The organism is Enhygromyxa salina (assembly GCF_002994615.1).
GTDB lineage: Bacteria > Myxococcota_A > Polyangia > Nannocystales > Nannocystaceae > Plesiocystis > Plesiocystis salina_A.
The window spans coordinates 22442-43912 of record NZ_PVNK01000146.1 but is presented as its reverse complement, the minus strand read 5'-3'; the positions used below and the strand labels follow the sequence as shown (position 1 = coordinate 43912).

Below are 21471 nucleotides of genomic sequence, written 5' to 3'. Positions count from 1 at the left end.
GCGAAACCGTGGGAGGGCCCCATGGTGCAATGCCTCACGCCGCGAGGCGTGACGGTGCATCGCACCACAGGCTCCTGGCGGCTAGTCGTCCTTCTTCTCGGCCTTGGCGTCCTTCTTCTTGGCCTCGGCGGCCTCGAACCCGCCAGCGAGCTCCTCCTTGAACACGACCTCGGCCATCTTCATCGGCACGGCGCCGCGCATCGAGCGGCCGTTGACGAAGAAGTTCGGGGTCCCGGACACGCCGTTTTTGGCGCACAGGGCCTTGTCGGCGGCGATCTTCTCCTTGGTCGCCGGGTCCTTCCAGTCGGCCATGAACTTCTCGACGTCGAGGCCGAGCTGGGTGGCCATGTCGCGGAAGTCGCTCTCGGACCGCTTGCTGCGATCCGCGAACAACAGGTCATGCATCTCGAAGAACTTGCCCTGGTTGCCAGCCGCGATCGCGGCGAGGTGCGCCCCCTCGGCGTTCTTGTGCATCGGCAGCGGGAAGTTGGCGAAGTAGAACGCCGTGATGTCCTTGTAGTCCGGGTGCTCGAAGATCTGCTTGACGAGCTCGGCCCCACGCGTGCAGTAGGGGCAGTCGAAGTCGGAGCACTCGACGATCGTCAGCTTCGGGTCCTTCAGGTTGCCCTTGCCCGCGAGGGTATCAACGGGGATCTGGCGCCGGACGTGGTCGGCGACCGGCGGGGCCTTGACCTCGGTCTCCCAGCCCTTCGACATCTCCTCGTAGAGCTTCTCGGGCTCGACCTTGTTCTCGGCCATGTAGGCCTTGGCCTTGGCCATCTCCTGGTTGATCACGGCCTCGAAGGCCTCGTAGGGCTGGGCGCCCGACAGCGGCCGACCGTTGACGAAGAAGGCCGGGGTCCCGCCCGCGCCGAACTGCATCGCGATCTTCTGATCCTCCTCGATCATCTTGGCGAGCTCGGGATCCTTGCGATCGGCGTTGAACTTCTCGATGTCGAGGCCGAACTGGGCGGCGAGCTCACCGTAGGTCTGCTCGTTGAGCGCCCGGGTCTCGGCCTTGGCGAACAGCGCGTCGTGCATCTCCCAGAACTTGCCCTGGCGATGGGCCGCGAGGGCGGCGAGGGCCGCGGGCTTGGCCTGCTTGTGCATCGGCAGCGGCTGCTGGCGGAAGACCACGCGGACGTCGTCGCCGAAGGTCTCCTCGATCTTCTCCAGCGTCGGCAGGACCTTGCGGCAGTAGGGGCACTCGAAGTCCGAGTACTCGACGATCGTCACGAGCGCGCCGTCTTCACCCTTTTGCGGGCGGCTGTCGGTCGGGACCGCGTAGTTCTTGCTCGGGTCGGGCTTGCCGGGCCGGGCCTTGCCCTGCTGGCCCTTCTGGCTCTTGGGCCGCTCGGGCGCGGCGCGCTCGGTCTTGGCCGCCTTCATGATCCGGGCGTAGATCTCGGACTTCTTGGACCCGGCGTCGAGCAGCGCCTGGGCCATCTCCTTCTCCTTCTCGATCATGGTCTTGAGCTGCTCGGGGCTCTTGGTCCCGCGCTCAGGCCTGCCGTTGATGAAGAAGCTCGGCGTCGAGCCGATCCCGAATTTCTTGCCCTGGGCGAGATCGGCGTCGATCTGCGCGGCGTAGGTGTGGTTCTCGAGATCCTGCTTGAACTTGGCCATGTCCGGCACGCCGACCTGCTCGGCGTAGCTGAGCAGATCCTCGTTGCTGAGCTTGCGGGCGTTGTCGAACACCAGGTCGTGGAGCTCCCAGCCCTTGCCCTGGGCGTGGGCGGCGAGCACGGCCTCGGACGCCGGCTTGGCCTGGGGGTGCATGGCCAGCGGGAAGTGCTTGAACACGATGCGGACGTCGTCGGGGTACTCCTCGGCGACCTGCTTGAGCGAGTTGGTCAGGCGCGAGCAGTAGGGGCACTGAAAGTCCGAGTACTCGACGATCGTGACGAGCGCGCCGTCGGGGGCGCCCTTCCACATGTCGTCCTTCTCGTAGGTGATCTGGTAGCGATCGCCCGTGACCTTGTCGTTCATCGAGGCGTCGACCTCGTCCATGGTCACGAAGGTGCCGCCGGTCTGCGCGGCGGCGCCGGTCTTGGCGGGGGGCGCGACGCAGCCGACGGTCGCGGTCGCGCCGAAGCCGAACAGGAGGCCGGCGGCGATGAGGGTTCGAAGTGCAAAACGCTTCATGATGGTTGTCCTCGTGGGGGCCTGGGGCCCGGGGTCTGGTTGGTTCAGGGTTGGTCGGCGCTGCCGGCCGACGCGGGGTCTTGTTGGGGGTGAGTGGGTTGCGCGACCTCGAGGTGCGCGTTCGGGAATTGGTCGGCCCCGAGGGCCTCGCGCATGAGCGCGTCGTGGAGCTCGGCGCGAGCCGTGCCGTCTGCCTCGAGCTGCTTGGCGCGCTCGAGCTCCTCGTCGATGATCGTCGTGAAGGTCTCCGCGCTGCGGACCCCGTCGACGTAGCGACCGTTGACGAAGAAGCCGGGCGTGCCCTGGACGCCGAGATAGCGAGCCAGGAGCACGTCGGCTGCGAGCGCGTCCGAGACCTCGCGGGTCTGGAAGTCGCGCTTGAACCGTTCGACGTCGAGGCCGAGCTCCTCGGCCACGCGCACGAAGGTCGAGAACACCATCGCGCCGCGATCATCGGCGAACAGGCGCTCGTGGTACTCGCCAAACTTGCCCTGCTCGCCGGCCGTGATCGCGGCCCGGGCCGCCGCGGCGGCGGCCGGGTGGATCTCCAGCGGCAGGTGGCGAATCTCGACGCGGAGATCGTCCGGGTACTGCTCGCGCAGCGCAGGCACGACCTCGGTGTGGGCCTTGCGGCAGTAGGGGCACTCGTAGTCGATGAACTCGACGAGCACGACCGGCGCGTCTGCCGGCCCGAAGCCCGCGGCCCCGGTCGGGATCGCGTAGCGTTGCCGGGCGTCGGGGCTGTCGAGCTTCGCGGGCTCGGCAGCGGCGGCCGCGGCCGCGCGCTCGGCCTGGAGGCGCTTGGCCTCGTCGTTGTCGTCGACGCGGCCGCGCTTGGCGGTCTTCATGAATTCCGCGTAGACGTCGGCGCGCTTGATGCCCTCTTGCATCATCTTGCGCGCGCTGGCGATCTCGCGGTCGATGAGCGCGTGCCAGCCAGCCTCGTCCTTGAAGCCGAGCACGAACAGGCCGTTGGCGAACGCGGCGGGCAGCGGGCTCAAGCCGAGCGCGGCGGCCTGGCGACGATCGCGGACGCGCGGGGCCGCGTAGCGCCCGGTGTCGAGATCGTCCATGAACTGCGGGACGTCGAGGCCGATCGCCTCGGCGTGCTTGCGCAAGACCGGGCGCGAGAAGTCGTCCGGGTGCTCGAACAGGCGCCAGTGCATGTCCCAGAACTTGCCCTGACCGCCGGCCGCGAACGCGGCCTCGGCCGCGCGCTCGCCGTGCTGAAAGCCCGGCACGGTCCCGGCCCGGTAGACGACGCGAAGATCCTCGCCGTAGTCCTCGACGAGGTGCTTCATGACGGCCCAGCTGCGCCCACACGGGGCGCACGCGTAGTCGGACCACAGCACGATCGTGACCAGCGGCTGCTCACCGCCGATCGCGTAGTCGCCGTCCTCGACGTTGACCACGAAGCGACGCAGGTCGATGTCGACCGCCGCTTGTTGCTTGTCAGGTTTGGCAGGACAGGCCGCCAGCGGCCCGATTAGGGCCAATAGCAGGCCAATCCTCGAGAGGGAGGAGCTAGGTGCTCGTGTCATGGGTGTTCGCCGTCATGTGCTGCTAGGTGGCCCGATCGAGTCGACTCGGGCGCTCACGTCACTTCAGGTCGAGCGTGACTCGACCGGTCCCCTCACCGCTGCTCGAGCTCGGATCCCGCTTGGATCCTGAGTGAGCGCGGTGAAGAACAATCAGTGACCCAGGAGCCTGGGCGGCGGAACAGGAGGCTGGAGATCGCGTGAGCTCGGTCCGCGCAGCTGCGTGTTGAAGCCGGGGCTGCGAGCGTCGTCACCAGCCAGACCGATCGTGGCCCAGCTCGAGCGCGCGCTCGACGAGCTCGACGCGAGCTTGGGGGCCGGGGGTGCAGGCGCGGCGGAATTCATCTTGCCGCAGTCGCGGCCCTCGGCCTGGCAGCTTTGCTGGGCCCAGATGTCGGCGAGCAGATCGTTGCAGGCCTTCTCGGTCATGCGGACGTCGAGGGCCCGCAGCAGCGCGATCGCCAGGGGCTCGTCGAGCATCTCGTGGAGCGAGGCGCCGCAGTCGACCAGCTCCTCTTGCTGGCTCTCCCCACACGCGCCGCCCTCACCGTGCACGCCCTGCCCGTAGGGCAGGTACTCGGCCGAGGGCGCGGCGGCCTCGGCCTCGGCCCGCGGGACGAGCAGCGCGAGCAGCATCAGCCCGGCGCCGAGCAGGCGCAGGACCGCGCTCAGGGACCGACCCAAATCCGAGCCGGGAGCCGGCGACGCCGGCCGATGTGGAGAAGCGAGACGCACGTCCGCGGGGGAGGCTATCCGCGCTCGCATTTGCGCGCAACCCTCGAGCTGATCCGGGGTTTCCGCAGGAGCGGGTGAACCAATGAAAAAGCCCGGCAGAACCGGGCTTGAGCGGGAAACGAGACTCGAACTCGCGACTTCAACCTTGGCAAGGTTGCGCTCTACCAACTGAGCTATTCCCGCGTCAGGGCGCGAACTCTACCCGAGCGCATCGGCGAGTCAAGGCCAAAATCTTGGCGCAAAAGCGCCTCGATGTCTGCCAGCTCACGAACTCCGCTTCAGCGCCCTACCCGCGGGCCCTCGATGCTGCCGATCCCGCATACTATGCATCTATGCTGCATGTGCACGGCGAGCCTTGCGGTTGGCCATGCGTCAAGATAAACGGCCACTCAAGTGGCCCAAGAACAGTTCAAGCTCGGCATCGTGGGAGCATCAGGCTACGCAGGCCAGGCTCTCCATGCGCTCACGATGCATCATCCATGCATCTCGCCGTGGATCGTCAAGGCTCGCTCGCCGGGTGATCTCGACCGCGCGTCCCGCGAGCAGCTGCGTCGATGTGACGTGGTCGCCCTCGCCCTCCCCCATGAGCCGGCGACGCAGTGGACGGCGGCGCTGGTCGAGCTCGGCGCCGCGAGGATCCTCGATCTGTCCGACGCGCGCCGCCGCGATCCCGAGGTCCACTACGGGCTGCCCGAGCTGTTCGGCGCGCCCCCAGCTGACGCGCGCTTCGTCGCCAACCCGGGCTGCTACCCGACCGCGACCTTGCTGAGCCTGCGTCCGCTGATCGAGCGCGAGCTGATCCACCCGCGCCACATCGCGGTGCTCGGAACCAGCGGGGCGTCGGGGGCCGGCAAGGGCGTCGCCGAGCACCTGCACTTTTGCAACCTCACCGGCAACAGCTTCCCCTACAAGGTCGGCGAGCACCGCCACATACCGGAGATCGAGCACCACCTCGGCGGCGGGGCGACGATCAATTTCGTGACCCAGCTGCTGCCGATCGTCCGCGGGATGTTGGTGACCAGCTTCGTCGAGCCCCGCGTCGGCCCCGAGCAGCTGCGCGAGGCGCTCGTCGATCACTACGCCGCGCACCCGTGGGTCAGCGTGCTCGAGCAGCCCGGCCAGGGCCTCGGCCTCGGCCACGTGGTCGGCAGCCACCAGGCGCTGATCGCCGTCGGTCCGGCCGCGCGCAGCGATCTGGTCCCCGTGTTAGCGAGCATCGACAACCTCATGCGCGGCGCCGCCAGCTTGGCGCTGCACAACCTCAATCTGTGGCTTGGCCTCGAGCCGGGCCTCGGCCTGCCGCCGCCGCTCGCGGACTCGCCCTCCGGCACGCCGCGAACCTTTGCCTCCCTCGTCCGCCCCCCTCTCTTGCCCCCGAGCGACCATGTCTGACACCACCGAGCTCAGCCTCTCGACCTCCCTCGACGGCCCCGTGCCCCTGCCCAAGGGCTTCGAATTCGCGGGCATCCACGCGGGCATCAAGCGCTCGCGCAAGGACCTCGGGCTCATCCGCTGCACCAGCCGCGCGGGGGCCAACGCGGCTGGCGTGTTCACCCGCAACCCGGTCCGCGCGGCCTGTGTCGATCGCTGCGCCGAGCTGCTCCCGGCCAGCGGCGTGCGGGCGGTGCTGGTCAACAGCGGCAACGCCAACGCGATGACCGGCGCGGCCGGGGTCGCCGTCAACCTCGCGATGGCCGCGGCCGCGGCCGCGGCCCTCGAGGCCAAGCCCGAGGCGATCTTGACCTCCTCGACCGGGGTCATCGGCGTGCCCCTCGACCCCGAGAAGATCGCCGCGGCGATGCCGAGCTTGTCCGCCGAGCTCGGCGAGGATCCGCGCGGCTTCGCCCGCGCGATCCTCACGACCGACACCCTGACCAAGGTCGCCCACGCCGAGCTTCAACTGCGCGACGCCGAGGGCCAGCCCCAGGTGGTTCGGCTGTTCGGCGTCGCCAAGGGCTCGGGGATGATCCACCCCAACATGGCCACGACCCTCGGCTTCGTGTGCACCGACGCGGCGGTCGAGCCCGAGCTGCTCCGCGAGCTGCTCCGCGACGCGACCGAGCCGACCTTCAACGCGATCACCGTCGACGGCGACACCTCGACCAACGACACGGTCCTCGCCCTCGCCAGCGGTGAGGCCGGGGTTGCGATCGAGTCTGAGCCGGACCGGGCGAGCTTCAGCGCCGCGCTCGAGGCCGTGCTGCGCTCGCTCGCCGAGCAGGTCGCGCGCGACGGCGAGGGCGCCACGCGCCTGCTCGAGGTCCACGTCAGCGGGGCTCCCGACGCCGCGATCGCCAAGGCGATCGCCCGGGGTTGCTGTCGCAGCTCGCTGTTCAAGTGCAGCGTGTTCGCGGGTGAGGTCGCGGGCTGGGGTCGGCTCGGCGCGGCCGCGGGCCAGGCCGCGCTCGAGGCCGGCTTCCTCGAGCTCGATCTGGCCGCGATCGAGATCGACGCCCAGCGCATCCCGCTGGTTCGCGGCGGGGCTGCGATCGGAGCGGCGGGTCCAGCCGGGGCCGCCGACGAGGGCATCGACCTGGGCGAGCTCGCCCGGCGCCTCCGCGAGCCCACGGTCCGCTGGGACGTGCGCGTGGGCGAGGGTCCCGGCAGCTTCACCGCGCTCGGCTGTGATTTCTCCTACGACTATGTCCGCATCAACGCCGACGAGGCGCTTCAGGTCACGGTCAACGCCCAGGGCCAGGTCGGCCGCAACGTGACCCTGGCCTCGTACACCCCGATCCTCAAGCACCAGCTGCTCGTCGACGGGCTGTCCTACGTGCGCCGCTTCACCGGCCTGCGCGCGATGGTCCACCTCTCGGGCTCGGCCGCGCGCAAGCCGATGCTGCTCGCGAGCGTCGCCCGGGATCTCGAGCTCATGCTCAGCGCCGAGCTGAGGGTGCTCGTGGTCGTGCCCGACCTCGAGGTCCTCGCCGGCCTCCGCCGGGACTTCGCTGATGGCGCCTACCACCTCGCGCAGGTCCCCCACGATCCCGAGCGGATCGGCGCGCGCCTCGATCGCGGCCAGGCCTGCGTGCTGGTCCAGACCCGGCCCGACCCCGGCGAGCTCGTCGCCCTCGCCGTGCGCCTCGGCGTCGCCAAGCTGCTGAGCCTCGCCGACGATCAGGGCCTGCGCGACACCGGCGGCCTCGTCAGCGAGCTGACGCCCGACCAGGCCCTCGTCGGGCTCGACCGCGGGCGCTTCTCGACCGAGGCCGACGAGAACCTCGCCTTCGCCCGGCACGCCGCCCGCCAGGGCCTCGGCGCCCTCCACCTGATCGACGGCCGCATGCCCCACGCCCTCGTCGCCGAGCTGTTCACCGAGCAGGGCATCGGAACCTTGATCACGCGTCAAATTCGCTAGCTCGAGACCGTGTCCGAGACCAAACAACGGCGCAAGATGCTTCGCCAGCTGCTGCTCTCCGGCCGCGGCGGGAGCACCCAGACCCAGCTCGTCGAGGCCCTCGCCGAGCGCGGCCTGCCGACGACCCAGAGCACCGTCTCGCGCGATCTCAAGCTGCTCGGCGCGCACCGCGGCGTGGGCGACGACGGCGGCTTGGTCTACCGGCTCGAGCCCGCCGGTCGGACCAGCTTTCCCGCGAGCATGGTCGTCTCGGTCGAGCACAACGAGACCCTCGTCGTGGTCCGAACCCGCGTCGGTCGGGCGCCCGCCGTCGGCATCGAGCTCGACGGCCTCCGCCACCTCGACATCCTCGGGACGATCGCCGGCGACGACACGGTCATCGTCATCCCCCGATCGATCAGTCGGGTCGGCGAGCTAGCGAATGCGATCGCGCAGCTTGCTAAACTACAGTAAATGCCCTGCCCCTCGGACCGTTCGACGGGCAATCGACAGATTTGCGCGTATTCGCGCTGTCCTCAATTGCCCCACTCACCCAGAGTTCCCCATTAGTGGATGTATATACATAAATTTAAATACCATTATTTTCTCTAAATGATCCTAGGGACGTGGTTGGCGATCCCGACCCATGCTTTGCTATTCACATGGCCGAACTCGATGATGTCCCGACCGAGCGGCCCCCGCTCAACCCAAGCGCGCGAAGCTCAGCCCGCCTCGGTCTCGGCCAGGCCGACATCATCGCTCCCGGCCTGGTCCACGTCCGCTTCGCGGGCGCGATCCGGCTCGAGCACCTCGAGCCGGTCCTCGCCGCGGGCGACGCAGAGATCCGCAAGGGCCGGCGCCTCCTGCTGGCGATCGACGCCGACGATGTCCACGCCTACAAGCCCGAGGTTCGCAAGCTGCTGCAGGCCTGGCTCGGGCGCCACAAGGCCGACGTCGAGTCGGTCTGGGTCTTGTTCCGCTCGCCCGTCATGAAAATGGGCGTCGCAATGATCAACACCTCGACCGGCGGCATGATCCGCGGGTTCCAAAACCCCGAGGCCTTCGACACCGAGCTGACCCGGGCGACCAAGCGCGCACGCGGTGGCTGGCTCGTGAACCGGGCGCAAGTCGCAGCCGGGCACTGAGCGCGCGTTTACGACCAATCCGGCGGGCGCGCGGCCCCCAATGCCGAATCTGCCGCAGCCCATGCGAGTTCTGCACCCCGGATCGAAGTGAGCCCGCACCTGGGTGCCTACATTGGCTCAGGGTCTGTGGCGCGGTAATTGCTCGGGGTCGAGAGCCATGGAATTTTTATCTGCCCGCCATCTCCTCCTGCCTGTCACCCTCACCGCGTTATTCGCGTGTGCGAACTGCTCCGCCGACGCGCCTGGGGGCGAGGGCAGCGATGAGACCGGCAGCGAGGTCGGCGGCGAGACCGGCGGCGAGACCAGCGGCGAGACCAGCGGCGAGACTGGCGCGGGTCTGTGCGCCGACGACCCGGCCGATCTCCTGCGCCCCGACGGCTGGGGCGTGCAGAGCCACTGCAAGGGCGTCGAGCCCGACTACGACGGCTTGTTTGGCGAGGGTCTCGTCCACCGCATCGACATCACGATCGCGGCGGAGGACTTCGCGGCCATGAACGCGAACCTCGACGATCTCCTCCAGAGCATGGGCGGACCGCCCGGGAGCCAGGCCGACGAGGATCCGATGTTCGTGCCCACGACCGTCGCCCTCGACGGCGTCACGTGGTGGCAGGTCGGGATGCGCTTCAAGGGCAATTCGTCGCTCCGATCGACCTATATGTCGGGCGGCAAGAAGTTCTCCTTTCGCCTCGACTTTGACGAGTTTGAGGCCGACAACCCGGAGCTCCTCGATCAGCGCTTCTGGGGCTTCAAGAAGATGACCTTCAGCAACGGCTACAAGGATCCGTCGCTGATCCGCGACAAGACAGCGGCAGACATCTTCCGCGCGGCAGGCGTCCCCGTCGCGCGCTCCTCGTTTGCGCGGATCTATGTCGACACCGGAGATGGGCCGGTCTACTGGGGCCTGTACACGATGATCGAGGATCCCTCGAACAAGATGATCGACACGCAGTTCGCCGATGGGAGCGGCAACCTCTACAAGCCCGATGGCACGGGCGCGCGGCTCTCGAGCTTCGATCAAGCCTCGATGATCAAGAAGACCAACGAGGACCTCGCCGACTACAGCGACGTCCAGACGTTCATCACCGCGTTGAACACGGGGTCGGGCCAGGCGTGGCGCGACGAGCTCGAGGCGGTGTTCGACGTCGACCGCTTCTTGACCTACCAGGCCACCAATCAGGTGATGGTCGACTGGGACGTCTACGGCTGGATGACCCACAACTACTACCTGTACGCGGATCCAACCGACGGGCGCATCGTGTGGATCCCCTGGGACCTCAACGAGGCCCTGCTCATCAACAACGGCGGGCCCGGCGGATCCGGCTCGTCCGACTCGGTCTTGCTCGACGAGATCGGCTCGGAGTGGCCGCTGATCCGCAGGCTGCTCGATGACGAGATCTACGCGTCGACCTACCGCGAGAAGCTCGCGGACATCATCGCCGGCCCCTTCGAAGCCGAGACCGTCAAAGCGACGATGCAGGCCAACCACGATCTCATCGCGCCCTACGTGTCCGGGCCCGAATCGCAGGAGGCCGCGCCCTACTCCTTCTTGTCGAGCCCCGCCGAGTTCGATAGCTCGCTCGACTACTTGTTCAGCCACGTGGACGCGCGCATCGCCGCCGTCGAAGAGGCGCTGTAGCTGGGGCTGGCGCCGCGCACATGACGCCCGGGTGCTTCGCGGGCATTGCTGATAGGTTCGCGGCCATGAGCTCCATCGCCCGAACCGACGCCACCGGCGGCACCCTCGATCCCGAGTTCCTCGCCTGGCAGACCTCACTGCCGATCGACCGCCGCCTGCTCGAGGTCGACGTCGCCGGCAGCGTCGCCCACGTCGAGGGCCTCGTCGCGGGCGGGCTGCTCACGCGCGAAGAGGGCGACGAGCTCCAGGCCGCGCTCCAGGGCTTGCCGGGCAAGGTCGCCCGCGGCGAGGTCGAGCTCCCGGTCGAGGAGGACGTCCACATGGCCGTCGAGGTCTGGCTGCGCGCGACCGTCGGCGAGCTCGCCGACAAGCTCCACACCGGGCGCAGCCGCAACGATCAGGTTGCGACCGATCTCAAGCTCTGGACCCGGGCCGCGCTCGCCCGCGTGCTCGCGGCGCTCGGCCAGCTCGACGCGGGCCTCGACGCCTGGATCGCGCGCTGGGGCGAGACCCCGATGCCGGCCTACACCCACCGCCAGGTCGCGATCCCCGTGCTCGCGCGGCTGTGGGTCGGCGCGGCCCTGCGTGAGCCCCTGGCCCGCGACCGCAGGCTGCTCGCGGTCGTCGAGGACGAGATCGCCGACTCGCCGCTCGGGGCCGGGGCGATCGGGGGCAACACCTTGCCGATCGATCCCCAGGTGCCCGCGCGCGCGCTCGGCTTCGCCCGGCCGCCGAGCAACCCCCTCGACGCCGTCGGCTCGCGCGACCACACGCTGACCCTCGCCTTCGCCTGCGCCCGCATCGGCCAGCACCTCGCCCGCTTCTGCGCCGACGTCATCGAGCTCAGCTCCGACGGCCTCGTGACCCTCAGCGGCGCGGTCGCGTGTGGGTCGTCGATGATGCCGCACAAGCGCAACCCCGATCTCTTCGAGCTCGTCCGGGGTCAGGCCGCCCTCCGCCAGGGCGAGCTCGTCGCGCTGATGACCACCTTCCAGGGGCTGGGCACCGGCTATCACCGCGACTTGCAGCAGGACAAGCAGGTCATCTTCGCCAGCATCGACGGGACCGTGGACTGCCTGAAGATGATCACCCTCGGGCTCGAGCACCTCGACCTCCTGCCCGAGCCGTGCCTCCGCGCGCTCGAGCGCGGCGACGCGATCGCCACGGATCTGACCGAGCACCTCGTCAGCATCGGCACGCCCTTTCGCGTGGCCTATCGGCAGATCGGCGCGCTCGTGGCCAGCCAGCGCGCGGCGGGCAAGCGGCTGGTCGAGCTCGAAGCCGAGGATCTGCGCGCCGCCGGGCTCCCGCTCTCGCTGCTCGAGCAGCTCGACGTCGGCGCGAGCGCGAGCAAGCGCGCGGCTCGCTACCGCTGAGCCCGAATCAGGCGAATCGGGTCTGGGGCTCGCCCTCGGCCGGCTCGGCGACGGCTTCGGCTTGCGCAGCTCGGCTGGCGGCGAGCTGCGCCTCGGCTTGCGCAGCCGGGGCGGCGTGTGGGCAGGGATCTTCCTCAGCCTCGGCCTCGGCGTAATACAGTCTATCCATGGCCGACCGCGCATCGCTCGAGACGACTCCAAACGTCAACCGTGAGCGCTTCTTGGCGCTCGCCGCCGCGCTCGCGGCCGCGAGCTGCATCCCTCAGCCGCCAGCCGATCTGCCCAAGCCCGAGGTCTCCGAGCCCGAGCCCGAGCCCGAGCCCGCGACCGGGCCCGTCGTCATCGTCGAGCCCGCGCCGACGCCCAGCCCCACCGCGTTCGTCGAGCCAGCGGCGCCCGCTTGCGACAACAACCTCGGCCGCGTCGACTGCTCGCAGATCAGCAGCACCTGCGAGGGCCTGCGCGGCTCGTGTCAGATGCTCGCCGACGGCTACCCCTACAAGGCCCGGGTCGGCGAGTCGGTCGCGCGGTGTTGGGCGCGGCTCGGCCAGGGCGCCTGCAACATGCGGGGGCGGAAACAGTGCTACCGCGAGGGCATCCGCGACGGGTGCCTCGATCCCGCGTTCGAGGCGGAGTGCCAGGAGCGGCTCGACCGCTGCCACGACGCCGGGGCCTCGGCCAATTACACCGTCGACGAGTGCGTGCAGGTGCTGTCCTCGCTCAGCGACGAGGGCGAGCGCGAGTGGGCCAGCCAGGCCATGGGTCCGACCCGCGAGGGCTGCCGCCTGATGTTCCCGGTCTACTGACGAAGGGCGACCCTGGGCGCATGCCTCACGCGCTGTCCGTAGTCAGGGAGTCTCCACGCACAGCTCGAGCCCGTCGTAGACGAGCTCGCAGGTCGAGCCCACCGGACACATCGGGTCGGCGAGGTCGCAAAATTGCGAGCACACCCCGGCCTGAACATCGGAGCTGAGCTCGCCGCTCCAGCACATGCTGTTCGCGCCGCAGCTGTCGCTGAACTCCGGGGCGCCGTTGGCCGTGCAGAGCTCGCCGGGCACACCGCGGCCCTCGAGCGGCACGCACATGGTCGGGAACAAGCCCTCCTCGTCGAGGGGACGGCGCACACACTTCTCGCCGTCGGGGCAATCTTGGTGGTTGAGGTCGCAGGGAGGAGACTCGAACGCCCCACACAGCATGTCGATGTTCGATGCGTCGCGACCGCTGCAGCTCTCGCGCAAGAACACGTAGGGCGAGCCACACACGAGCTCGCGACAGGCGGGGTTGTCGAGATCGTCGGGTGGGCACAGCGGCTCGTCGACGCAGCGCAAGTCGATGGGCGCCGAAGGCGTGCCGTCTGGAGACGCGATCTCCTCCGAGCAGGTCGCTGCGCAGATGAAGCCCTCGTCGCAGTCACACGACGGAGCCTCGGCGCCCGGGAGGTCGATCGGCCCGGGCCCGGTCTCCGACGTGGTCTCCGACGTCGACTCAGACTCCGTCCCTTGCGAGGCGTCGGTCGTCGAGGTCGCGCTCGTCCCATCGTCGGACACCGACCGCGTCGTGCACGCGATCAGGCAGGTGAGCGCGATCAGGCAGGCCGAGCGTCGCGTGGACAAGGCCGGCGACGGCACCGCGCAGGAGGTCACGACGATCCACCTACCGACGGCAGGACCTCGACCTCGAAGCGCCGCGTCAGCCGCTCGAGCTCGTCGGCCTGGAGCTTGAGCCGCTCGGCCGCGATCCGGGTCTGCTCGGTCGCGGTCCCCGTTGCGATCACCCGCTCCGACACGCCCAGCATCGCCGCGGACGCGCGCTGGGTGTCGCGGCCCTGGGCCGCGGTCAGGGTCGAGATCTCGCGCGCCGCCGCGGCGGTGCGCTCGGCGAGCTTGCGGCTGCCCTCGGTCGCGATGACCGTGCTCGTGCCCGAGTTTTTGATGTCGATCACGCGCCCGCGGACGTCGGCCACGGTCCCGCTCACGCGCTCGGCCAGGCGCCGCATCTCGGCGGCGACCAGGGCGAAGCCGCGACCAGCCTCGCCCGCCCGCGTGGCCTCGAGCGAGCCGTTGAGCGCGAGCAGATCGCTGCGGTCGGCGATCTGCTCGATGAGCTCGAGCAGCTCCGAGACCCCGTTGGCCTGGGTGCTGAGCTCGGTGATCTTGCCGACCATCTCGTCGGTCGTCGACAGGGTCTGCTCGGCGTTGTCGAGGACCCCCTCGGCGGTCTGGGTGATGTCGTGGGCGGCGTTGGCCAGCAGCTCGACGGTGCCGCCGACCTCGGCCACCGTCCGCGACTGTTGGTTGACGACCCGGGCCTGCTCTTGGGCGACGGCCTGGAGCTCGGACGCGGCCGAGGCCAGGTCGAGGGCGGTCGCCCGGATCTGCGCGACGGTCTCGCGCAGCCGCCCGAGCATGCCCCGGAACGCGTCGTGAAGATCGCCGGGTCGGTCGAGCTCGACGGTGAGGTTGCCCCCGGACACCAGGTGGGCCGCGTCTGCGAGCTCCTCGAGCACGTCGAGCATGCCGTTGAAGTCGCGGATCAGCGCGCCGACCTCGTCGTTGCTCGGTGGCCGAAACCGGCCGATGTCACGGATCTCGCCGGCCTCGAGCACCCGCTGGGTCGCCCCGCGGACCTCGGCCAGCTGCTTGGCGATCGCGCTGGACACCGACCAATTCGCCGCGGCCACGCCGGGGACGAAGAACAGCGGCAAGCCCAGCACAAAGGCCAGGATCAGACCCAAGCGCTCCTCGGTCTCGACCTCGGCGACGACCCAGCGGCCGTCGCCGATCGGGGCGGCCGCGACCGTAAGCCCGCGAACGACGTCGGTCTCGGCCACGCCCTCGTCGCCCGGGCCGAGCTCGCCGACGACCTCGGGCAACGCGGACGCCTCGACGACGCGCAGGCCCTCGTCGAGCTCGCCCGCGTCCTTGACCGCCCTCGCCCCTCGCTCGACCCGACGCTGCTGCTCGACCCGATCCGTCGCGCGCCATGCCTCGACCAGCCCCATCCCCGCGAGCCCGGACATGCCGAAAAACACCGACATCGTGATCGGGACGTTGAGCAGCACGAACAGGCCGACGATCGTCGATGGTCGGCGCTGCGCGTCGAGCCCTCTGTCGGCGAGCGCCGCCCCGACCGCCGCGCGATCCTCGAGCAGCACGGGCTCGATCAGGTTGTTGACGATCGCCAGCACGCCACCCAAGATGGCCATCAACACCAGGCCCGCCATGAACAGCTCGGCGTCGCCGAGCTGCAGGCGCGCGGGCAGCCCGAGCAGCCCCAGGGCCGTCGACGACACCAGGACCACGGCCCAGCCGAGCGCGCAGAGCCTGGCCAAGCGACGGGGCCCCCGCTGCAGCGCCGCGTCGAGCTTCAGCAGCTCGTCGCTGTCGCGGTCGTCGAGCTCGCGCCGCGGACCCGCGAGCTCGGCGAACTCCCGACGCAGCCACACCAAAGTGGTGACGACGCGGACCAGCGTCAGGCCGAGGACCACTCGCCAATCCGCGACGCCAAGGAGCAAGGCCCAGACAGGGACCACGCTCACGACGAGGCTCAGATCGTAGAAGGTCGCGCGAGCGAGCAAGCGATGCCAGGTGCTGAGCATACTTGTCCGAAGTGGCCTCAAATCTTACGCAATAGTTTGTTCAGATAATACTGTCGGTTTGAAACCGACAGCCGGCTGTGTCGCGAACACTCCAAACGGACCGCCGCTGTCGCTCGAACAGGCTGCTAGCAGCCCGGGGTGCTAGCGCTAGCCAGACGGCCGCGTGGCGCGCGCCGTCTTTGTGGTGCTTTTTGCCTCACAATAACGACACATCGAAGCATCCCCGACCATGATCGCCACCGTCTTTTGGCAGCGCCGCCAGACCGACTCCTGGACGTAGGGCACTCCGTGCCGCGCACAGATCTCACGCACCCTCGGCTGCGCGCGGCGGTACTGCAGCATCGACATGTCCGGCCACAGGTGGTGCTCGATCTGATAGTTGAGCCAGCCGTGCATCAGGTCGCGAAGGTCGCCGCCGCAGCGAAAGTTGGTGCTGCCGAGGACCTGGCGCAGGTAGAACTCGGCCCGGCTGCGGGTCCGGCCCTCGAAACGGTACAGATCCTCACCCGCGTGGTTGGGCACGATCGTCACGAAGGCGTGGGCGTTGGTCAGCAGCTCGGCGAGCACGGAGTTGATGAGCACGCTGATCACGGCCCAGGCCCCGAGCGGCGTGAACAGGGCCGGCAAGACCACGAAATAGGTCAGCAGGTAGGGCCCCCAGCTGCGCAGCCACAGCCGCGAGGTCACGCGCGGGATGAAGCTCCACAGCCCGGTCGTGGACCAGCGCTCACGCAGCACGCGCTCGACCGTTGACCCGGGCGTCGCCTCACCGCCGCTGCGCCGAGCCTCGGCCCGCGCGAGGGCGTCGAGGGTGCTGGGCGCGTAGTAGACGAACTTCCAGCTCACCGCCATCAGCGGGATCAGGGCCAGGCGCTGCCACCTCGGCAGCTGCGACTCCCGGAGCCACGCGAGGTTGCGCTCGACGAGGTCGGGGTCGGCCTCTTCGTTGAGGCGGTAGTGGTGCTGGAGGTTGTGCTCCTCGTGCCACGCGTCGGGGTCGATCCAGTCGAGCCAGTCGAGCACCCGCCGTCGGCCGCGAGCGAAGACCGAGCCGAGGCGGCCGCGCGACACCCCGTCCATGCGATCGTAGGCGCGGTGGCAGACCGGGTGGGCGACCGCGGTCCAGCGCACGAAGCGGGCGAAGGACAGGGCGAAGATCGACAGGGGGTTGGGGGCGATCCAGGCCGTCGCGTAGCCGAGCAGGCCCGCGAGTCGGCCCCAGATCTCGATCTTGCGCAGGTGACGAAGATCCTCCTCGCCCGCGCTCGCGCGCAGCCAGACCTGGAGTTCGTCGAGATCGCGCGCGAAGGCCTCCGCGTCGATGTCGAGCGGTGGGCTCAAATTGGATGTTCGCGGACCCATGTTCGTAGTCGCTCCATACCTTCGTCGTAAGAGACCTTCGGCGCGTAGCCGAGGTCGCGGCGCGCGGCCGAGATGTCGTACCAGTGCGCCGTGGACAGCTGGCTGACGACAAAGCGCGTCAGCGGTGGCTCGGCCTTGATCCCCAGCAGCCGCCACAGGCCCTCGATCACGGTGGCGGCGGCGCGGGCCTTGGCGACCGAGATCGTCTTGGTGACCGGGGGCAGCCCGGCGGCGCCGAGCAGATCGTTGATGAACGCCGGACCCTCGAGGGGCTCCCCCTGGGTCACGAAGTAGGCCCGGCCGGCGAGCGCCGCCCCGGGCTCGAGCCGGTCGAGGGCGCCGAGGTGCGCGTCGACGGCGTTGTCGATGTAGACCGTGTCGATCTTCTGGGGCGCGCCGATCATCCGGACCCGACCCGCGCGGGCCTTGGCGACGACCCGCGGCATCATCGAGCTGTCGCCCGGGCCCCAGACGAGGTGGGGGCGGATCGCCACCGTGGCCAGCTCCGGGCCGTTGGCCGCGAGGACCTCGCGCTCGGCGAGGGCCTTGGTCGCCGGGTAGTGGGCCTCGAAGTGATCGGGATAGGGCGCCGACTCGTCGACCCCCGAGACCGCGTCGCCGCCGTGGACCACGCTCGGCGTGCTCGTGTAGATCAGCTTGGCCACGCCGTGGGCCCGGCAGGCCTCGATCACGTGGCGGGTGCCGAGGGTGTTGGTCGCGTAGAACGCCTCGTAGGGGCCCCAGATGTCGACGCGCGCGGCCGTGTGAAACACCGCCTCACAGCCCGCGACGGCCCGCGAGACCGCGTCGGCGTCGGCGACGTCGCCGCGGTGAACGTCGACGCCCCACTCGCGCAGCCACGGGTAGTCGCCGCGACACAGGCTCCGAACCCGTTGCCCGCGATCGAGCAGGGCCCGAAGGATCGACTTGCCAATGAAGCCGCCGCCCCCGGTCACCAGCACGGTCATCGCAGCCGCCCCTCGGCCCAGGCCCGCAGCTTCTCGCGCCCGATCTTGGCGTTGTGGCGGATGTCGACCGGGAACCCGCCGCGCGCGTCGTAGCGCAGGTAGTGCTCGATCCGCTCGAGCCCGAGGGCGTGGCCACGCTCGCGCGCAGCGAGCTCGCGCAGCTCGGCCTCGATCGCGGCCCACGGGCGCGTGACCCCGGGCTCGAGCTCGACGCACAAGGTCGGCCCCTGCCGCGGCCCGACCAGCGCGCTTCGATACACGTCGGCGTGGGCGTCGAACACCTTCTCGCTCGACACCGTGAACATCGTCGGGCCCGCGCTCGGGGTCACGCGGTGGGACTTGCGGCCGCAAAACCAGATCCGGCCCTGCGCGTCGCGCCAGCCGACGTCACCCATCCGGTGCCAGACCCGATCACCGTCGGGGATCTTGGCCCTGGCCGTGTTGGCCTCATCGTTGAAGTAGGCCGCGGTGACCATCCGCCCGCGCACGGTGATCTCGCCGACCTCGCCGTCGGGCACGAGCAGATCGTCGGTCCAGCGCTCGATCGCGTCGTCGCGGATCTCGATGATCCGGACCTCGATCGCGGGCACGGGCTCGCCCACGCACACGCCCGCGCCGCCCTCGGTCTCGGCCCAGGTCTCGGCGAGGATCTCGCGGCAGGCCAGGCACGCGACCGGCAGCGACTCGGTCGCGCCGTAGGGCGGGAACAGGTCGGCGCCCTCGCTCAGCATCGCGTGCCAGCGCCGCATGGTCTTGGCCGGCAGCGGCGCCCCGGCGGCGATGACCCGGCGCAGGCTCGGCAGCTTCACCCCCTCGCGCTCGCCGTAGCGGCCGACGGTGTTGAGCAGGGCCGGAGACCCGAACATCGTGGTGACGCCGAAGCGCTCGATCGGCGCGATGATGTTGCGCGGGTCGACGCGCGCGGGCTTCGAGGCGTCCATGTCGGGCAGCACCGTCGTCATGCCCAGGGCCGGATCGAACAGGGCGAACAGCGGGAAGGTCGGGAGGTCGACCTCGCCCGGCTCGATGCCGAACATCGCGCGGATCGCCGAGACCTGGGCGACGAAGTTGCGGTGGCGGTAGACCACGCCCTTGGGCGACCCGGTGCTGCCGCTCGTGAACAGGATCGCGGCGAGCTCGTCGGGGCCCGTCGAGCCCGGGCGCTCGCCGGCCTCCAGCCGCGCGGCCCCGAGCGCCTCGACCCGCTCGAGCGTGTGCCCGCCGAGGCCGAAGCCGCCGACGCTGACGATCTGCTCGATCGTCTCGCGCCCCCAGCCGAGCGCGATCCGAGCCGCGTGGGCGACGGGGATCCCAATGAAGGCGCTCGGCTGGGCCCGCGCGAGGCAGGCCCCGAGCCCGCGCATGCCGAGGCCCGGATCGATCATGACCGGGACCACGCCAGCCTTGAACATCGCGAAGCTCAGGGCGAAGAGCTCGGGGCTCGGCTTGACCATCAGCGCGGCGCGATCGCCCCGGCCGATCCCGACCGCGTGCAGACCCGCCGCGATCCGATCGCTGCGCTCGTCGAGCTCGCGGTAGCTGACCTCCAGGTACTCGACCCGGCCCTTGTTGTCGCGGTGCCTGGTCGGGAAGTAGATCGCGGTCGCGTCGGGCTGGGCTGCGGCCATGCGCGGGAGCATGGCGGCGACGGTCGGGGGCTCGAAGGGCAGCTCGCCCTCGAGCGAGTAGTCGGGCATCGTCGAGCTCACCCAGCGACCCCCAAAAAGCGCAGGACCAGGCCCTCGATCTCTTCGCCGGCGTCCTCGAGCACGTAGTGGCCGGAGTCCGCGAAGCGGTGGACGTCGGCGCTCGGCAGCTTCTGCTCCCACACGCGCAAGAAGTGCTCGTCGAACACGAAGTCGCGCAGGCCCCAGCAGATCAGCGTGGGCCGATCGTCGAACTGCCCGAGCGCGTCACCGACCTCGCCGAGCAGCTCGAAGCCCGGGTCGCCCGGGCGCAGGGGGATGTCTTGGACGAAGCGCAGGACCGCGCGACGGTTGTCCCAGCTGTCGTAGGGCGCGCACAGGGCCTCGCGGATCTCGGCCGGGAGCGGCCGCCGGGTCACGCACAGGCGCGTGGCCCCGCGCGCGAACGCGTTGAAGCCCCGGACCAGGACCGCGCCGAGCCCGGTGTTGCGCGCCAGCCACAGCGACGCGGGCATCCGCTTGGTCGGCGGCAGCCCGAAGGCCGCGGTGTTGAGCAGGACCAGGCGCGTGACCAGCTCGGGGTGGCGGTGGGCCCAGCCCATGCCGATCATCCCGCCCCAGTCGTGGACCATCAAGGTCAGGTCGCGCAGCGCGAGCGACTCGACGAGGCGCTCGACGTCGGCGATCCGCCGGGTGATCGTGTAGGGGTAGCGCTCGTCGTCGGGCTTGTCGGACTTGCCGCAGCCGATGTGATCGGGGGCGATGACCCGGTGCGTCGGCGCGAGCGCCTTGATCAGTCGGCGCCAGTAGAACGACCAGGTCGGGTTGCCGTGGAGCATCACGACCACGGGGCCGTCGCGCGGGCCCTCGTCGACGTAGTGCATACGGACCCCGGGCTCGAGCTCGAGCCAGTGCTCGGCGAAGGGATAGAGGCGCTTGGGGACGTCCATGGAGCTACCAGACAATTTCGGCCATCGCGCAGTTGAGGCCCGAGCCGATGCCCATCAGCGCGACGCGATCGCCTCGCGCGAGCCGACCGAGCTCCGCGGCCTTCGACAGCACCAGCGGGACCCCGGCCGGGCCGACGTTACCGTACTCGGGATAGGTCGCGAGCAGCTTGTCGGCGCCGATCTCGAACGCCGCCCGGAGCTTGTCGGTGTGGACCTTGCTGACCTGGTGGATCACGTACTCGTCGAGCACGCCGGGGGTCCAGCCGAGCTCGCGCCCGGCGGCCTCCCACGCGCGCCGGGCCAGGCTCAGGCCCGAGCTCAGGAGATCGCCGGAGTTGGTCTCCATCCGGTCGACCTGGCCGCGACACAGATCGCTGTGCTCGGTCGCCGCGACCGTGACCCCGCCGAGGAACCGGTGCCCGTCTTTGACGAGGTCCGCGCGCGCGAGGATCATCGCGACCCCGGCCGAGCCCAGGGTCAGCGTGGCGAAATTGGCCCAAAAGGCCGGCTGTTCGACGCTCGCGGCGGACAGGCGCTCGATCGTCTTGTCGACCACGAAGCGGCTGTCCTCGCCGTCGACCACGATCCCGTAGTCGACCTGGCCGCGCTCGATCATGTTGCCGATGATCTCCATGCCGTTGAGGAAGCCGAGGCACGCGTTGCCGACGTCGAAGTTGATGCAGCCCGGCGCGAGCCCGAGCTTGGCGTGGACCAGGCACGCGGTCGAGGGCTCGACGTAGTCGCGGCAGACCGAGGTGTTGATCAGGATGCCGAGGCGCTGCGGATCGATGTCGGCGGCCGCGATCGCCCGCTCGGCCGCGAGCGTGGCCGCGTCCGAGGGCTTGGTGCCTGCGGTCCACATCCTCCGGGCCGTGATCCCGCTGAGCCCCTCGAGCAGGCCCTTCGGAACGCGGAGCCGCTTCATGGTTCCCGCGAGCCGCCCCTCGAGCTCGGCCGAGGTCACCCGGTGGGGCGCGTCGACGTGGGCGACGGCGCAGATCGAGACGTTGTCAAAGCGCATGTGGGCTCGTGGCG

At 69.9% G+C, this 21471-nt stretch carries 18 protein-coding genes and 1 tRNA gene; 7 read left to right on the top strand and 12 right to left on the bottom strand.

The window, feature by feature from the left end:
* Nucleotides 1-81: 81 nt before the first annotated feature.
* From ENSA5_RS15260 to ENSA5_RS15245, 4 genes are all read right to left on the bottom strand, one after another.
* Complete coding sequence (locus ENSA5_RS15260) at nucleotides 82-2145, bottom strand: DsbA family protein (RefSeq protein ID WP_106392390.1); 2064 nt, start codon at nucleotides 2143-2145, stop codon at nucleotides 82-84.
* A gap of 44 nt (nucleotides 2146-2189) precedes the next feature.
* Nucleotides 2190-3641: a DsbA family protein gene (locus tag ENSA5_RS15255; protein WP_181197776.1), complete on the bottom strand. Its 1452-nt coding sequence runs from the start codon at nucleotides 3639-3641 to the stop codon at nucleotides 2190-2192.
* A 195-nt stretch (nucleotides 3642-3836) separates the two neighbouring features.
* Nucleotides 3837-4367: a hypothetical protein gene (locus ENSA5_RS15250; protein WP_106392388.1), complete on the bottom strand. Its 531-nt coding sequence runs from the start codon at nucleotides 4365-4367 to the stop codon at nucleotides 3837-3839.
* Nucleotides 4368-4528: 161 nt separating this feature from the next.
* Nucleotides 4529-4601: transfer RNA gene (locus ENSA5_RS15245), tRNA-Gly, on the bottom strand.
* 210 nt (nucleotides 4602-4811) lie between these two features.
* Between ENSA5_RS15245 and ENSA5_RS15240 the strand changes: the two genes are divergently transcribed.
* The 6 genes from ENSA5_RS15240 (at nucleotide 4812) to argH (ending at nucleotide 11912) form a co-directional block, all read left to right on the top strand.
* Nucleotides 4812-5810, top strand: coding sequence for an Asd/ArgC dimerization domain-containing protein (locus tag ENSA5_RS15240; RefSeq protein ID WP_106392387.1), 999 nt, complete (start codon nucleotides 4812-4814; stop codon nucleotides 5808-5810).
* A complete protein-coding gene (argJ, locus tag ENSA5_RS15235; protein WP_106392386.1) occupies nucleotides 5803-7776 on the top strand; it encodes a bifunctional glutamate N-acetyltransferase/amino-acid acetyltransferase ArgJ in 1974 nt (657 codons plus the stop codon). Before ENSA5_RS15240 ends, argJ begins: the two co-directional genes overlap by 8 nt.
* A gap of 9 nt (nucleotides 7777-7785) precedes the next feature.
* Nucleotides 7786-8229 (top strand): arginine repressor, encoded by a 444-nt coding sequence (locus tag ENSA5_RS15230; RefSeq protein WP_106392385.1) that lies wholly within the window; start codon nucleotides 7786-7788, stop codon nucleotides 8227-8229.
* Between the two features lie 188 nt (nucleotides 8230-8417).
* The gene (locus ENSA5_RS15225) at nucleotides 8418-8900 is read left to right on the top strand and encodes a hypothetical protein (RefSeq protein ID WP_106392384.1); all 483 of its coding nucleotides are present in this window, start codon (nucleotides 8418-8420) and stop codon (nucleotides 8898-8900) included.
* Between the two features lie 157 nt (nucleotides 8901-9057).
* On the top strand, nucleotides 9058-10536 hold the full coding sequence (locus tag ENSA5_RS15220) for a CotH kinase family protein (protein WP_106392383.1): 1479 nt from the start codon (nucleotides 9058-9060) through the stop codon (nucleotides 10534-10536).
* Between the two features lie 65 nt (nucleotides 10537-10601).
* Nucleotides 10602-11912, top strand: coding sequence for an argininosuccinate lyase (gene argH, locus ENSA5_RS15215; protein WP_181197775.1), 1311 nt, complete (start codon nucleotides 10602-10604; stop codon nucleotides 11910-11912).
* 7 nt (nucleotides 11913-11919) lie between these two features.
* Here the strand turns inward: argH and ENSA5_RS37695 are convergent, their stop codons facing one another.
* Nucleotides 11920-12081, bottom strand: coding sequence for a hypothetical protein (locus ENSA5_RS37695; protein WP_181197774.1), 162 nt, complete (start codon nucleotides 12079-12081; stop codon nucleotides 11920-11922).
* On the opposite strand from ENSA5_RS37695, the gene ENSA5_RS15210 reads away from it, so the two are divergent.
* Nucleotides 12080-12718, top strand: a complete 639-nt coding sequence (locus ENSA5_RS15210) for a hypothetical protein (protein ID WP_106392381.1) — start codon at nucleotides 12080-12082, stop codon at nucleotides 12716-12718. The genes ENSA5_RS37695 and ENSA5_RS15210 overlap by 2 nt on opposite strands.
* 42 nt (nucleotides 12719-12760) lie before the next feature.
* Here ENSA5_RS15210 and ENSA5_RS15205 read toward each other — a convergent pair whose 3' ends face one another.
* From ENSA5_RS15205 to ENSA5_RS15175, 7 genes are all read right to left on the bottom strand, one after another.
* A complete protein-coding gene (locus ENSA5_RS15205) occupies nucleotides 12761-13555 on the bottom strand; it encodes a hypothetical protein (RefSeq protein ID WP_106392380.1) in 795 nt (264 codons plus the stop codon).
* Nucleotides 13552-15510 (bottom strand): methyl-accepting chemotaxis protein, encoded by a 1959-nt coding sequence (locus ENSA5_RS15200; RefSeq protein WP_106392379.1) that lies wholly within the window; start codon nucleotides 15508-15510, stop codon nucleotides 13552-13554. The genes ENSA5_RS15205 and ENSA5_RS15200 overlap by 4 nt, the downstream gene beginning before the upstream one ends.
* A 147-nt stretch (nucleotides 15511-15657) precedes the next feature.
* Nucleotides 15658-16851 (bottom strand): fatty acid desaturase family protein, encoded by a 1194-nt coding sequence (locus ENSA5_RS15195; RefSeq protein ID WP_258182863.1) that lies wholly within the window; start codon nucleotides 16849-16851, stop codon nucleotides 15658-15660.
* Entirely contained in the window at nucleotides 16848-17840 is a 993-nt protein-coding gene (locus ENSA5_RS15190; RefSeq protein ID WP_106392377.1) for an NAD-dependent epimerase/dehydratase family protein, read from the bottom strand. Before ENSA5_RS15190 ends, ENSA5_RS15195 begins: the two co-directional genes overlap by 4 nt.
* On the bottom strand, nucleotides 17837-19549 hold the full coding sequence (locus ENSA5_RS15185; RefSeq protein WP_258182862.1) for a fatty acid CoA ligase family protein: 1713 nt from the start codon (nucleotides 19547-19549) through the stop codon (nucleotides 17837-17839). The genes ENSA5_RS15190 and ENSA5_RS15185 overlap by 4 nt, the downstream gene beginning before the upstream one ends.
* The gene (locus ENSA5_RS15180; protein WP_106392376.1) at nucleotides 19546-20436 is read right to left on the bottom strand and encodes an alpha/beta fold hydrolase; all 891 of its coding nucleotides are present in this window, start codon (nucleotides 20434-20436) and stop codon (nucleotides 19546-19548) included. Before ENSA5_RS15180 ends, ENSA5_RS15185 begins: the two co-directional genes overlap by 4 nt.
* Before the next feature lie 4 nt (nucleotides 20437-20440).
* Nucleotides 20441-21457 (bottom strand): 3-oxoacyl-ACP synthase III, encoded by a 1017-nt coding sequence (locus tag ENSA5_RS15175; protein ID WP_106392375.1) that lies wholly within the window; start codon nucleotides 21455-21457, stop codon nucleotides 20441-20443.
* Nucleotides 21458-21471 lie beyond the last annotated feature (14 nt).

Excerpts from the sequence above, each read along its gene's own strand:
- ENSA5_RS15260 (WP_106392390.1), bottom strand. The coding sequence starts at position 2,145 with ATGAAGCGTTTTGCACTTCGAACCCTCATCGCCGCCGGCCTCCTGTTC.
- argJ (WP_106392386.1), top strand. The coding sequence starts at position 5,803 with ATGTCTGACACCACCGAGCTCAGCCTCTCGACCTCCCTCGACGGCCCC.
- ENSA5_RS15225 (WP_106392384.1), top strand. The coding sequence starts at position 8,418 with ATGGCCGAACTCGATGATGTCCCGACCGAGCGGCCCCCGCTCAACCCA.
- ENSA5_RS15220 (WP_106392383.1), top strand. The coding sequence starts at position 9,058 with ATGGAATTTTTATCTGCCCGCCATCTCCTCCTGCCTGTCACCCTCACC.
- argH (WP_181197775.1), top strand. The coding sequence starts at position 10,602 with ATGAGCTCCATCGCCCGAACCGACGCCACCGGCGGCACCCTCGATCCC.
- ENSA5_RS15210 (WP_106392381.1), top strand. The coding sequence starts at position 12,080 with ATGGCCGACCGCGCATCGCTCGAGACGACTCCAAACGTCAACCGTGAG.
- ENSA5_RS37695 (WP_181197774.1), bottom strand. The coding sequence starts at position 12,081 with ATGGATAGACTGTATTACGCCGAGGCCGAGGCTGAGGAAGATCCCTGC.
- ENSA5_RS15200 (WP_106392379.1), bottom strand. The coding sequence starts at position 15,510 with ATGCTCAGCACCTGGCATCGCTTGCTCGCTCGCGCGACCTTCTACGAT.
- ENSA5_RS15190 (WP_106392377.1), bottom strand. The coding sequence starts at position 17,840 with ATGACCGTGCTGGTGACCGGGGGCGGCGGCTTCATTGGCAAGTCGATC.
- ENSA5_RS15180 (WP_106392376.1), bottom strand. The coding sequence starts at position 20,436 with ATGGACGTCCCCAAGCGCCTCTATCCCTTCGCCGAGCACTGGCTCGAG.
- ENSA5_RS15175 (WP_106392375.1), bottom strand. The coding sequence starts at position 21,457 with ATGCGCTTTGACAACGTCTCGATCTGCGCCGTCGCCCACGTCGACGCG.